This window comes from Sunxiuqinia sp. sy24, assembly GCF_052677165.1.
On record NZ_JBQYLH010000002.1, the window covers coordinates 310,232 to 323,706 of the forward strand.

General features: G+C 42.1%; 13 protein-coding genes. 5 read left to right on the plus strand and 8 right to left on the minus strand.

Annotation, left to right across the window (positions count from 1 at the left end):
• Positions 1-66 precede the first annotated feature (66 nt).
• On the plus strand, positions 67-1,350 hold the full coding sequence (locus tag ACUNWA_RS03500) for a type IX secretion system plug protein (protein WP_445590494.1): 1,284 nt from the start codon (positions 67-69) through the stop codon (positions 1,348-1,350).
• Here ACUNWA_RS03500 and ACUNWA_RS03505 read toward each other — a convergent pair.
• Positions 1,347-3,437, minus strand: a complete 2,091-nt coding sequence (locus ACUNWA_RS03505; RefSeq protein WP_445590495.1) for a PAS domain-containing sensor histidine kinase — start codon at positions 3,435-3,437, stop codon at positions 1,347-1,349. The genes ACUNWA_RS03500 and ACUNWA_RS03505 overlap by 4 nt on opposite strands.
• Before the next feature lie 178 nt (positions 3,438-3,615).
• Here ACUNWA_RS03505 and pruA point away from each other — a divergent pair, with 178 nt between their 5' ends.
• From pruA to ACUNWA_RS03520, 3 genes are all read left to right on the plus strand, one after another.
• Positions 3,616-5,253, plus strand: a complete 1,638-nt coding sequence (gene pruA, locus ACUNWA_RS03510) for an L-glutamate gamma-semialdehyde dehydrogenase (RefSeq protein ID WP_445590496.1) — start codon at positions 3,616-3,618, stop codon at positions 5,251-5,253.
• 100 nt (positions 5,254-5,353) lie between these two features.
• A complete protein-coding gene (locus ACUNWA_RS03515; protein ID WP_445590497.1) occupies positions 5,354-5,656 on the plus strand; it encodes an FtsB family cell division protein in 303 nt (100 codons plus the stop codon).
• A 172-nt stretch (positions 5,657-5,828) separates the two neighbouring features.
• Positions 5,829-6,404, plus strand: a complete 576-nt coding sequence (locus ACUNWA_RS03520) for a YqgE/AlgH family protein (RefSeq protein ID WP_445590498.1) — start codon at positions 5,829-5,831, stop codon at positions 6,402-6,404.
• On the opposite strand, the gene ACUNWA_RS03525 is transcribed toward ACUNWA_RS03520, so the two are convergent.
• The 4 genes from ACUNWA_RS03525 to ACUNWA_RS03540 form a co-directional block, all read right to left on the minus strand.
• Positions 6,396-7,220 (minus strand): aminotransferase class IV, encoded by an 825-nt coding sequence (locus ACUNWA_RS03525; protein WP_445590499.1) that lies wholly within the window; start codon positions 7,218-7,220, stop codon positions 6,396-6,398. The two genes, ACUNWA_RS03520 and ACUNWA_RS03525, sit on opposite strands and share 9 nt — an antisense overlap.
• A 78-nt stretch (positions 7,221-7,298) precedes the next feature.
• Positions 7,299-7,907, minus strand: a complete 609-nt coding sequence (locus ACUNWA_RS03530) for a rhomboid family intramembrane serine protease (protein WP_445590500.1) — start codon at positions 7,905-7,907, stop codon at positions 7,299-7,301.
• A gap of 10 nt (positions 7,908-7,917) precedes the next feature.
• Positions 7,918-8,916 (minus strand): DNA polymerase III subunit delta, encoded by a 999-nt coding sequence (holA, locus tag ACUNWA_RS03535; protein ID WP_445590501.1) that lies wholly within the window; start codon positions 8,914-8,916, stop codon positions 7,918-7,920.
• A 15-nt stretch (positions 8,917-8,931) separates the two neighbouring features.
• On the minus strand, positions 8,932-9,702 hold the full coding sequence (locus ACUNWA_RS03540) for an AMP nucleosidase (RefSeq protein WP_445590502.1): 771 nt from the start codon (positions 9,700-9,702) through the stop codon (positions 8,932-8,934).
• 101 nt (positions 9,703-9,803) lie between these two features.
• Here ACUNWA_RS03540 and ACUNWA_RS03545 point away from each other — a divergent pair, with 101 nt between their 5' ends.
• Positions 9,804-10,256, plus strand: coding sequence for a type I restriction enzyme HsdR N-terminal domain-containing protein (locus ACUNWA_RS03545; protein WP_445590503.1), 453 nt, complete (start codon positions 9,804-9,806; stop codon positions 10,254-10,256).
• Between the two features lie 6 nt (positions 10,257-10,262).
• Here the strand turns inward: ACUNWA_RS03545 and ACUNWA_RS03550 are convergent, their stop codons facing one another.
• From ACUNWA_RS03550 to recR, 3 genes are all read right to left on the minus strand, one after another.
• Positions 10,263-10,793: a GNAT family N-acetyltransferase gene (locus ACUNWA_RS03550; RefSeq protein WP_445590504.1), complete on the minus strand. Its 531-nt coding sequence runs from the start codon at positions 10,791-10,793 to the stop codon at positions 10,263-10,265.
• On the minus strand, positions 10,790-12,739 hold the full coding sequence (locus ACUNWA_RS03555) for a glycosyltransferase (protein ID WP_445590505.1): 1,950 nt from the start codon (positions 12,737-12,739) through the stop codon (positions 10,790-10,792). Before ACUNWA_RS03555 ends, ACUNWA_RS03550 begins: the two co-directional genes overlap by 4 nt.
• Before the next feature lie 80 nt (positions 12,740-12,819).
• Entirely contained in the window at positions 12,820-13,446 is a 627-nt protein-coding gene (gene recR / locus ACUNWA_RS03560; RefSeq protein WP_445590506.1) for a recombination mediator RecR, read from the minus strand.
• Positions 13,447-13,475 lie beyond the last annotated feature (29 nt).

The window sequence follows — 13,475 nt, forward strand, 5'->3', positions numbered from 1 at the left end:
CGATTAGAGTGATATGGGATGTTTTCGGCCTGTAATGTTGAATATAGCCTGAAAAAGATAAAACAAATGAGAGCTTTCTTCCGAATTATCATCATAAAAGCATGCGTTATTTTTACATTAAATTCTTGGGCTCAAGACGGGAGTGAGTACTACTACCAGAACGCTGTTTTTAGTGATGAAATCAAGACAGTGCAAGCCTTTCGCGAGGGGTTTGAATTGAGTCACCCCATCTATGAGCTTGGAGCTGAAGCCAATCTCATCTTCAAGTTTGATGACCTTCAGGGTGAAGCTCAAAACTATTATTACACCATCGTTCATTGTGATGCCGATTGGCATGAATCGTTCCTGCTGCAGAATGATTATTTGAATGGTTTTTATGAGAATCAGGTAGATGATTATGCTTTCAGTTTTAATACCACGATGACATATATCAATTACTTGATTCGAATACCAAATGAGCAGGTTCAGATTACCCAATCGGGAAATTATGCCTTAGTCGTTTATGAAGATCAGGATAAGGAGAAACTTGTTTTAACGCGTCGCTTTCAGGTTCTACAGCCCAAAGTTCGGATAAGTGGGCGTGTAAAACGAGCCACTTTCGATCCCTTTAAAGGCGATAATCAGGAAGTTGATTTTACAATTTATCATGAGAATTTGAACTTGATTAATCCGCGTGAAGAGGTGAAAGTGGTGGTGATGAAAAATCGGCGATGGGATACGGCTATCCGGGACCTGAAGCCTTTGTTTATTCGAGAGAATGAATTGGTCTACGATTACGATCAGGAAAACGTATTCCCGGGAGGAAATGAGTACCGGTACTTTGATATCCGAACCAGAAAGTATAATGGCGAAAACGTGGAAGCGTTTAGTTTCTTCCGGCCCTATTATCACGTGACCTTGCTTACAGATCAGCTACGCTCCAATCAAAAGTATTTTGGCTACAAGGAAATGAATGGGAATTTTGTGGTTGAAAGTCAGGATCGGGTGGATGATTATGATACGGAATGCGACTATTTCTTTGTGCACTTCACCTTGCCGCTGGAGACTCAGCTCGTTGGTGGAACAGTTAATGTTATGGGTGCCTTAACGGACTGGAATGCTAATAAGAGCAATGAAATGAGCTGGAATTATGACCAGACTGCCTATGAACTTACTTTGTTGCTTAAGCAGGGCTATTACAATTACCAATATGTTTATGTTTCTGAAGGTTCACAAATGGCTGATGCCTCTGTGATTGAAGGAAGTCATTACGAAACAGAGAATGAGTATCAGGTTTTTGTTTATTACCGGGGAATGTCCGGTCGATTTGATCAGTTGGTAGGCTATCAGCTACTGAAAGCTGACTTTTAGCGAACGATTTGTAAGGTTCCATCCCCATTTTTAAAGGGAATGCTGAAATGAAAAATCGACCCTTTGTCAATTTCTGATTTTACCTCAATTTTTCCGCCTAGTAAAACGGTGTAGTGCTGAGCAATGGCCAGTCCGAGCCCCGACCCTTCGTATTTTCGGGTTGTCTTATTATCTATTTGGTGAAAGCGTTCGAAGATGCGAATAATCTGTTCTTCGTTAATCCCGATGCCCGTGTCTCTCACAAAAAACTGGATGGTGTCTTTACTCTCCATTTTGTAGCCAAATTCAATTTCTCCTTCATTGGTGAACTTCACTGCGTTATCCAGCAGTTTTCGTAAAATTTCGTTGAGCAGGTATTTGTCGGTGGTAACCCCAAATTTAGGGTTGGCATTTTGGTTGCTTAGTTTGATCCGGGTAGGTTTTGATGCCAGGTCAAAACTGTATTCGCGGTAGAGCTCAACCATTAGATCATTGATTTTACAAAAGCCTTCCTTGACTGTTACCTGGTGACTTTCAATTTTTGACAAGCTGATCATATCATTGATCATTTCCATCAATAGTTTTCCATTGCTTGTAATGATTTCGATAAAGCGATTTTTCTCTTCCATGTCAAAATCAGGCGAGCCGATCATTTTTGAAAAACCGATGATAGCGTTCATCGGCGTCCGTATTTCGTGTGAGATATTGGCCAGAAAAGCCGACTTTAGTTGATCTGCTTCTTCTGCCTTTAGCTTCGCCTCTTCCAGTCTGATTTCTGCAATCTTTCGTTTCGTAATATCGCGAGCAATGGAGATGACCGAGTTATCATCTAGCCGGGCAATGCGCATTTCAAACATGGCGGTGCCTTTCTCTACTTCCAGTGCATATTCGATGGTTTCAATGGTGTCGCGATTGATGGCATCCTGGACACATTGAAAAATTTTGCGGGACATTTTTTCTGAAAAACCAACTTCGAAAATGGAGTTTCCTACAATGTCATCTGGGCTAATCTGGATGAGCTCAGATTCTTTAATTACAAAATCAACATAAATTCCATCTTTGTCGATTATGAAAAAGATATCAGGAATAGCCTCTAGCAGAACCTTGTAGCGTTTTCGGCTTTCTTGCAGCGAGCCAATAATTTGCCGCTGATGGGTGATATCGTAAAAAATACTGGCAATTTGGTTATTCGCTGGTTGTAGGGAGAAAATTTCAAACCACTTATCCAGATGTTCAATGTAAATTTCTGTTCGCTGCCTGTTTTTGGTATGCAGGTAGTACTTGTTCCAGTCAAAAGAGTCGCGAAAAACTTTAGGGAAAACCACATCCGCATCAATCTGGTGCAGTTCACGTGCGCTCACGTTAAACATTTTTTGAAATGCCGGATTTGTTTTCAGGATTTTTAATCCGGAGGGATTGTCCATCTCATCTCGTCTGAGCTCTAAAAGCAGTACTCCTTGTTGAAATGATTTTACCGTTTTATTAATTTGCTGATCGGTCTCCAATACTTTTGTTCGTAATTCTTTGATGTTGAGCTCGAAGTTGATAGAGGCCAGGAAGGCGGCTGTGAACGCCAGTAAAATAATGATGAGTGGGTTTAGAATCAATTCCTCTGTTGGCCAATAAATTCCGGTAGCCTCTCCCAATCTTTCGGCCCGGTATAGATGAAAAACGACCGTGATTATGCTGATCCCAAAATAGAAGAGTAGTTTCTGCTCGCTTTTACGACTGAGAAGCAGCAGGAAAAGGAAGCCGGGGATTAATGACCAAACGGTATAAGGGATGGTGCTTTTGATTGGAAGAATGGCGTATTGTAAGGATATGAAAAAGAAATAAATCGCAACCGGGAATAAGAAAAATGTGTTTATCGCACACTGAGGACGAGCATTGCGCAGGCAATACAAGCCAATTAGGCCGAGGGTGATCAGAGTTGCATCTCCTGGTATACATGCATTGATTTGATAGCCGGTTAAGGATAGCATTAGGTCGGCAAACGCATAAATCAACCCAAGCGTGAGAAGAATATGAAGTCCGATTGCCTTGCGTTTATCTTCTCCTGATTCAAGGAGATAGGGTTTGGTGATGAAGTGATAAATTGCTTTAAGCATGAGAAATCGCTACCGTTTAAAAATCGCACTAAATATAGTAATTTTTAAGTGCTAATAAGATTTAGGGCCGATATAGTGGCTCTTTTTTTAAAACTGATTTTTATTAGTAAAAAGGTCTTTCTGATTCTATAGATTTGTTTGAGAAGCGAATACACGACGAATTTAAAAATAGAAAGTTATGCCAAAAGGTTTTTTTAATGTGCCGGTAGCAAAAAATGAGCCGGTGAAGAGTTATGCTCCGGGCTCTCCGGAAAGAGCTTCGTTGAAAGCAAGAGTTGCTGAGCTGCGAAATGTAGAAGTTGACCTTCCGATGGTGATTGGTGGAAGAGAAGTAACCACTGATCGTCGAATACGAATTGCACCGCCACATGATATAAAACATACCTTGGGGTATTATTATCAAGGCGATGAGTCGCATGTGCAGATGGCCATCGATTCAGCCTTGGATGCCAAAGCGGATTGGGCTTCGCTGGGATGGCAGCACCGAGCGTCTATTTTTTTGAAGGCAGCAGATCTGGTTGCCGGTCCGTACCGCGACAAACTGAATGCAGCCACCATGCTTGGGCAATCGAAAAATGCCTTTCAAGCTGAGATTGATGCCGCTTGCGAGTTCGCTGATTTCTTGCGTTTTGGCGTAAAATGTATGACCGATATATATAAAATGCAACCCGAGTCAGCTCCGGGAATCTGGAATTACAATGAGTTCCGTCCGTTGGAAGGCTTTGTCTTCGCCTTAACACCGTTCAACTTTACTGCTATTGCTGGGAATTTGCCGGCAGCTCCAGCCATGATGGGGAACGTTGTGGTATGGAAGCCATCTAAAACAGCGGTGTATTCTGCGGCAGTAATTATGGAAGTTTTCAAAGAGGCCGGCTTACCCGACGGGGTTATTAATTTAGTATATGTGTCAGGACCTACGGCTGCAAAAATCGTGTTCGAGCATCCTGAGTTTGCCGGAATTCACTTCACCGGATCAACGGGTGTTTTTCAAAGTATCTGGAAAACCATTGGCGAGAACATCTATAAATATAAATCGTACCCACGCATTGTAGGAGAGACAGGCGGAAAAGATTTCATCTTTGCAGATCATACCGTTGACCGTCAGGCGCTGGCTATTGCTATGGTGCGTGGTGCATTTGAGTACCAAGGGCAAAAATGTTCTGCGGCATCACGTTGCTACGTTCCCCGAAGCATCTGGAAAGATGTAAAAGAACGGGTTGGCAAGGCATTGGCAACGGTGAAAATGGGGCCACCAGAAGATTTTACCAACTTTGTGAATGCGGTTATTGATGAATCGTCATTTGATAAATTGGCTGGTTTTATCGATCGCGCTAAAGCCGATGAAGATGCGGAAGTCATCTTTGGCGGAAATCATGATAAGTCGGTGGGCTATTTCATTGAACCGACCATCATTTTAGCCAAAACACCAGATTATACGACCATGGTTGAAGAGTTGTTTGGCCCTGTATTAACGGTCTATGTTTACGAAGATGAAAAGATGGATGAGACCTTAACTATTTTGGATAACACATCGATATATGCTTTGACTGGTGCAGTCATGTCGCAAGACCGATACAATATCGAGAAAATTACCAAGCGATTGGAAAATGCAGCGGGTAATTTCTATATCAATGATAAGCCAACCGGAGCGGTTGTGGGGCAGCAACCATTTGGAGGAGCACGAGGATCAGGTACCGACGACAAAGCCGGATCGATCTTTAACTTCTTGCGCTGGACTTCTATTCGGACCATTAAGGAGAATTTCGTACCACCACACGACTATATGTATCCAAGCTTTTTGCCGGATAACGACTAAAAAACGATGGCTTCAACAATATAAAGGGGATGATTTTTTTCATCTCCTTTTTTTTTGGGTGAATATCGGTTACTTTTGTTAGAAGAAAAATTGAAGATTAATGAAGAAAATGTTGTCACTCATATGGGCTAAATTGCCGACAAAATATTGGATCGCTGTTTCCGTATTCGTTTTATGGGTTAGTCTTTTTACCGAGAATAGTTTGTTGCAACATTTCCAAAATAAGCGTAAATTGTTTAGCCTAACCGAGCAGGAATCGTATTTAAGAAGCAAGATTATTTCGGATAAGCGAAAAATAGAAGAGCTCCAAACCAATTTGACGAATCTGGAGAAGTTTGCCCGCGAAGAGTTTTTAATGAAGAAGGAGAAGGAAGACGTTTTTCTGATTGTTGAAGGAGAATGAATTTTCACTGCTATTAAGAGACCAGAGAATCATCTGCTTCTAATCCTGCTGCTTAAGGAGAGCCTATGAAAATTGGCCTATTTTCAGGTCAATCCCCTAAACGTGTTTGATTAGTGATTGTTTTTTTATAAATTGAATAATAATTGAAACAATTATGAACTTGGATACCAATATGTTTCGAATAGAAACCAATCACGTAGCTCCGGAGAAAGGGCGGATTTTAATTGCTGAACCTTTTTTGCCCGGCAGTTACTTTAACCGTGCCATCGTGCTTTTGGTAGCGCATAGCGATAAGGGGGCGATTGGTTTTATTTTGAATAAAAAGATAGATTTTCCCGTTGGCGAAATTTTAGGCGACCTGCCTGATTTTGATGCAGAAGTATATGTCGGCGGACCGGTAAGTACCGATACCGTTTATTTTATTCATTCTTTAGGAGAGCTTATTCCGGGAAGTATTCATGTGAAAGATAACATATACTGGGGGGGCGATTTTGAAGAACTTAAAAGATTGATTCATGATGGATTGATTTTGCCAGACCAGATCCGCTTCTTTTTAGGTTATTCGGGGTGGGATAATGGTCAGTTAGAGGAAGAGCTAGCCGAAAACTCCTGGCTGGTCTCTGAAGTAGAAGAAAAAACAATCATGATTGATCGTAAAACCAAAGATATGTGGGTGCAGGCTGTTCGTGATATTGGCGGTAAATACATGCTTTGGGAGCATTTTCCGGAAAATCCGTCCTTAAACTAATAGTTGTTTGTTGAATTCCTGATGAATTTGTTTGGTGGCTTTGTTGAAGTAGCGTTTGTGTCGGAATGCTTTAATCCACTCGACACCCTGAATGGTGCTAACCAAAAATAGCTCTTCTGCCTGGAAGAGTATTTCTTTCTTCATTCTTTCGATCGATAGTAGTTCGAGCCCTAATTTATCACAGATGAATGGGAGGAGCTGTTGGCTTGGGTCGAGGTAAGCTCCTGACTTGGGGGCGGGTGTTAACAGTGTATTTCCAATTAATGCGTAGATGTTTTTTCCTGGAGCTTCCAGAATTGAATCTTCGGCGTTGAGTAGCAGTAGTTCGTCAATGCCTGAGTTGCTACGCTCAGCCCTAACTATTTCCCAGAAAGGAGCTGAGCCCAAATCGAGTACCGAGAGTATTGAATGCGATTTCCTAATTTTGTCGTAGAGTTCAATTTTTAGTCCGCTTGAATTTAGGTTTTCATCTTGTTTGTTTGATGGTTCTGTTCGGATTAGGTAGGAGATGCTCTTGTTTTTTCGAAAAAAGTAAATGTGAATGAGGGCACTCCGGAATAATTTATTTTTGACTAAAGTACGCTCCAGCTGCCTTTTTAGCTCTTTGCCATCCTCTTTGAGAATTTCTGGAAGCGGCTGGTTGAGTAGTTTGAACTTCAAGAGAATCAATTCTAGTTGCTTAGTCCAGAATGGGAGGTGGTTGCGAATGGCACGAATGTGTTCCGTAAATAACCGGTTTTCAAGCATGTTAAGCGTGAGTTGCTGCTCTGAAACCAGCGAGAATTGGTTGTCAATTAAAACGAATTGGCTTGACATGGCTTGAGTTTTATTGAATAAGCATTCGCTCGGATGTTAAAAAGTTGTGTATTTCAAAAATTCACGAGTGATCTGGAATTAGATCAGCATAAATAATTTGTCCATGAAGCGTTGAAATAAGCCGCTGTTGAGTAGAATTGGGTAGATAAATCCAAAGGCAGCACCCAGGAAATGGGCGTCGTGAGCCACGTTGTCGTTTTGTTTGCGCCCCATGTAATAGGAGTAGGCCAAGTAAAGCAGGGCAAAAACGATGCCTGGGATAGGTATAATTCCGAAGAAGTAAATTTTGTCCCATGGCTCGAAAAAGATGGCTGCAAATAAAACGGCAGAAACAGCTCCTGAGGCTCCTACTGCATTATAATAGTAGTTATTTCGGTGCTTGTAAATAGCATACAGGTTGGAAACAATCATTCCACCAAAATAGAGGATGAGGTAGTACGCGGTGGCCATTCGTCCGAACCCGTATTCAAAATAAGCTTCAATGACTCGTCCAAACGACAGCAATACGATCATGTTAACAATTAAGTGTTCCCAGTTCGCGTGCACAAAGCCGTGCGAGATGAGCCGGTAATATTCATGTTTGTGGACCACCTTGCTGGCATTGAACTGGAGTTTATCCATCAGGTCGGTCCGGCTAAATGCCAGGATAGATATGAGTGCGGTTACAGCGATGATGATAATAGTCATAGGGATTGGTCTAGTGTAAAATTTTATAAATTAGTTCTTTTTGAAGATCAGCAGCTGAAGAGGATACGTTGCCGAACCCTTTTGATTTCATGTCATATTCGCGGAGGATACCCATGATGGCAACGAGCTTCTTGGGATTGTAAATTTTAGCCGCGTCGATGTATCCGCGAACAAAATATGGAGCAACTTGAAGCGATGAAGCTACGGCATTGGGCGATTTGTCAGGTAGGAAATGATAGGTCAGTATTTTCATAAAGTAATAATACAGACTGGAGATCGTGCGTGTAATCGGATTGCTGGACGGGTTGGCCGCAAAGTAGTTGATGATTTGGTTGCTTTTCAATACATTCCTTTGTGATAACGCATTCTGAAGCTCGAAGATGTTGTAATCTTTGCTGATCCCAATGTTTTTTTCAATGTGGTCAGGAGCTATTTTGGTTCCTTCGGGCAAGGTAATGATCAGTTTGTTGAGCTCGTTGGATACCTTGCTCAGGTCAGTTCCTAAATACTCGGCCATCATAGCTGATGCCTGCGGCGTAATGCTGTAGTTGTGGGCCGACAAGTACCCATTGATCCATGCGGGCAATTTGTTATCGTAGATCTTTTTTGACTCAAAGAGCACATTGCTCTTGGCTAGCTGCTTAGCGAAGCTTTTTCGCTTGTCAATGCTTTTGTATTTGTAGTTGATAACCAGGATGGTTGATTTTAGTGGCGCCTTGACATAAGTTTCCAGTTCCTCAATTTTTTTGATGTTTTGAGCTTCCTTTACCACAATTACCTGATGGTTGGCCATCATAGGGAATCGGCGCGCATGGGTGATGATGGTGTTTACATCCGTGTCTTTCCCATACAAAATATGTTGGTTGAAACTTTTCTCGGCTTCCGTCAGCACGTTTTTGCTGATGTAATCTGTAATCTGATCAATAAAATAGCTTTCTTCGCCCATCAAAAAATAGATGGGGTGATAGATTTTTTTCTTCAGATTGACTAAAATATCTTGGTAATCCATAATACTAAGCAACGTTTAAAATCGTAAGTGTTTCACCGATCGGCCATTGTTTTTTATTTCTAAAAGAGCTTCAATCCCAATTTGAACATGTTTCTTGACAAAATTTGTTGTCACTTTTTTGTCACTAGCCTCGGTTTTTATACCTGTTGAAATCATGGGTTGATCCGACACTAACAACAGCGCGCCGGTTGGAATATGGTTGGCAAAACCAACTGTGAAAATGGTGGCTGTCTCCATGTCGATAGCCATTGCCCGTGTTTTGTAAAGGTATTTCTTAAATCGGGCATCGTATTCCCAAACCCGCTTGTTTGTGGTATAAACCACTCCCGTCCAATAATCCATCCTATTTTCGCGGATGGCTGATGAAACGGCACGCTGCAGGCTAAAAGCAGGAAGCGCCGGAATTTCAGGAGGTAAATAATCATCCGAAGTTCCATCGCTTCGGATGGCGGCAATCGGCAAAATTAAGTCACCTAACTTATTTTTGCGTTTCAAGCCTCCGCATTTTCCCAGGAACAAGACTGCTTCGGGTTTGATGGCGCTGAGCAAATCCATGATAGTTGCTGCATTGGGGCTGCCCATTCCGAAATTAATAATGGTAATGGTGCCATTAGAGGCATTGGGCATATTCTGATTGATCCCCAAAATCGGAACGTTAAATTGCTTTGCAAACATTTCAACATAGAGTTGAAAGTTAGTCAGCAGAATATATTCTGAAAAGTCCTCTAAATCTCGTCCCGTATAGCGGGGAAGCCAATTGTCAACAATTTCTTTTTTCGTTTTCATCAGGTGAAGATTTTTTTTCGCACTTTTGAACGAAAATCAGTCTGTGTGATTTTCATTCTGGCGAGACATTATACAAAAATACAACTTTGTTGCGGCTAACTATGTTTACCGAATTAAATTTACCAACATATTCTTTTCGTATTCAACAGCAAAATGGCAAAAGGCTCATCTTTGATGAAATTCGGAAGAAATCCGTGGTGCTAACCCCCGAAGAATGGGTGCGCCAGAACTTCATTAAATATTTAATTGATGGAAAAAAATTTCCAGCTTCGTTGATGGCTATCGAAACAGGCTTGAAAATTAATCAAAATCAATTTCGGGCTGATTTGTTGGTTTACAGCCGCTCAGGGAACCCCTTAATGTTGGTTGAGTTTAAAGCGCCATCGGTGAAAATAACGCAGCAAACGTTTGACCAGATTGCCCGTTATAATATGACTTTTCAGGTGCCTTACCTGATTGTTTCCAACGGCCTGAATCACTATTGCTGCATGGTTGATTTGGAAAAGCAGAGCTATGCTTTTTTGAAGGAAATTCCACTTTTCTCGCAGCTTTGATTTTTCTTATTTCAGAATGAGCTGGTAAAGTTCTTCGTCCAGCCAGCCTTCCGGCGTTTTGATCCAGTCTTTTTTATTGCCGGCATACTGAAATCCAACTTTTTTGAACAGGTGAATACTAGCCTGATTATCGACCGTAATATTGGCATAAAGTTGGTGTAGCCCCAGAATATCGGTTGCGTAAAGTGCCATCAATCGCAAAGCATCAGTGGCCAGCCCTTTGCCCTGTTCATCCTTGTTGTAGATTAAAATTCCAATACCGGCTCGCTGATGATAGGGATCAAAATCGAATAAATCAATGGCGCCAACTGCTTGACCCGACTTGATTTCGATGATCAGCCGAAGTTGTTTGGTTTCATAAATATCCCTGTGCGACTCCGCAATGTACTGTTTTAATATGTATCGCGAAAAGGGTACTAAGGTGTTGCTAACCTGCCATATTTCAGGATCATTTTCCCACTGATAAATGAGTTCCAGGTCTTCTGGCTCCAATGGCCGAAACCGGATTTGACCGTGTGCTAGTTTATTTAAAGTCATCTTCCTAAATTTTTCCAAGCGTTTAAAATGATCTCAACATCCTGCAAGATGCTGTAATTTTGGGCATAAACCATATCAATCTCTAGTTTTTTTTCTTCGGAAAGGTCTTCTTCAAACTTATCTACGGGGGTGAGGATGCCAGGTTTTATTTTTGGAAGATTCGATTGTGTTTCGGAATTTCCCGCAAAGCCAACCCAGCTTTTAGAAGCCCAAAGGACCTCCAGAATGTTGGAAAAGAAGCCTTTTTTGTGATCAACACTCCACCAGCTTGCCGGATAGCTAATTAGAAATAATATGCTAAGTATAAAGTCAAGCAGGCGTTTGTTTTGCCGGTTGCGTTCCTTGGTGATAGCATTCAGATGAATTACGTATAAATCGCCGGCCGTATCGATGGAGTTGCTGCCAATAATTGATAAACTTTTGGGTGGGGCTATTTTGTAGTCCAGGTTCAGCTTGCTTAAATCGAGCATGATGCTGATGATTTGCTGCGAAGACAAGTCCACGGCACTAAAAATAAGTTCTTCGATTTTATGGATGCGGATAATCTCTGATAGCTGGCTTAGGTTCCCCAGCTCGCTTTTTGTTGCATGCTGCTCGCTGGGGGGAACGATGCCTATGACTTTGATTTTGATATGCGACTGCTCAATCAGCTGACCGATGCGTTTTGCTTCATCCTCATGGGCTAGAATAACCACTCGCTTTTTTTGGTTGCGCTCGAATAAAGCGATTTTCGACTGGCTTTGGCTAAGTAGGTATCGGTAGCCCAGCAAGCTGAAGTAGGTCCAGGCTGCTCCAATCAGAATGAGTGCACGTGAAAAACGCAGGCTTTCGTTCACTAGCGAGTGAAAAATCAGGATGCCGATACTTCCCCACAGGATCCCTTTAATGAGTTTGATAAGTTTGATGGGTTTGTGATAAGCTCCCGCCAGCCATATGCCGGTTAGCCATATCAGTATGTAGATTGGAACCACCATTTTAAGGAATTCGGGCGGATAATGATCGGGTGTGTATTTGTATTGCTCCCAGTGCGGGAGAAGCCATAAGAAACCGCCATAAATAACCAAGGCATCAGCAACCGGAAAGGCAATGGTTTTAATAATTCGGTTTGAAAGGGCAAGCAACGCCCTGAAATAGATAGCCAGGTTAATCAGTAGCGAAAATGTTCCGGCACGGCCTTTGGAGAAATGCTTGCGTGCAAAAATGATCATTGCCTGGTAAAAGATCTTCACGTAGTTGATGCTCCCTTTTTTGGTGCTTTCTCCTTTATAATGAATGATTGTGGTGCCTGCAAAATAGTAGTTTTTAAAGCCAGCCTTTGTAATTCGGTACGAAAGATCAATATCTTCACCGTACATGAAATAATCTTCATCCAGCCAACCGACTTCATATAAAACAGAACGACGAAGTAACATGAATGCTCCGGCTAAAACATCGACCTCATGGGTTTGTTTTTTGTCGAGATGTCCGAGGTAGTAGCGGGCAAAACGTGCGGAGTGACTGAACAGCTTGGCTAAGCCGAAAACTTTGTAAAAAGCCACTTCTGGCGTAGGCAAGCCTCGCTTGGATTCGGGAAGAAAGCGTCCTTTGCCATCAATCATTGGTACGCCCAACCCGCCGGCATCCGGATGACCATCCATAAAGTTGAGGCAGTTCACAAAACTATCTTCTTCCACAAGCGTGTCGGGGTTGAGTAATAAAATGTATTCTCCTTGGGCTTGGCGGATAGCTTGGTTGTTGGCTTTCGAAAAACCTTTGTTGTTTTTGTTTGCTATTAGACAAACAGCGGGAAATTTTTCGCGAACCATGTGGCACGAACCATCGACTGAGTTATTGTCGACAACAAAAATCTCCGCATCAATTGTAGAGCAGGCATTTTGAACGGCATGTAAGCATTGTTCTAGAAAATACCTGACATTATAATTGACGATAATAATGGAGAGTTTCATGGGCGATTACTATTGGTCATCAATGGTTGTTGGGGTGTTATTGCTGCTTGGTTACTTTGTTATCAATATGCGGGCTTGCTTTACTGAGATAAGGTGCTTTCAAAGTCGAGCCTGTTTTTGATAGACCTCCCCAAGGTAATTTCATCGGCATATTGTAATTCGTCGCCAATGGAAACGCCTCGGGCTAGAGTTGAAATCTTAACATTCAGGTCTTTCAGCTTTTTATAAATAAAGAAATTGGTGGTGTCGCCTTCCATGGTGGTGCTAAGGGCCAAAACAATTTCTTTGACTTCGCCATTTTTTACCCGCTCAATGAGTGAGTTGATTTCCAGGTCGGAGGGGCCAATGCCATCCATGGGCGAGATGATACCCCCGAGTACATGGTAAAGGCCTGAAAACTGCTGGGTATTTTCGATCGCCATGACATCCTTGATGTTTTCAACCACACAAACATCTTCCGGGTTTCGGTTTGGATTGCTGCAAATATTGCAGGTGTCAACATCGGAAATATTGTGACAAACCTGGCAGTGCTTGATTTCGTTACGGAGCTGAATGAGGCTATTGCCAAACAGGTCAACTTCCGACTTTTCCTGTTTTAAGAGATGGAGCACCAGCCGGAGCGCTGTTTTGCGACCGATACCTGGCAGCTTGGCAAATTCGTTAACGGCATTTTCCAACAAGCGGGAAGGGAATTTTTCGGTGATCATGCTTAATTCATTAGTAAGCTTCAAATTTA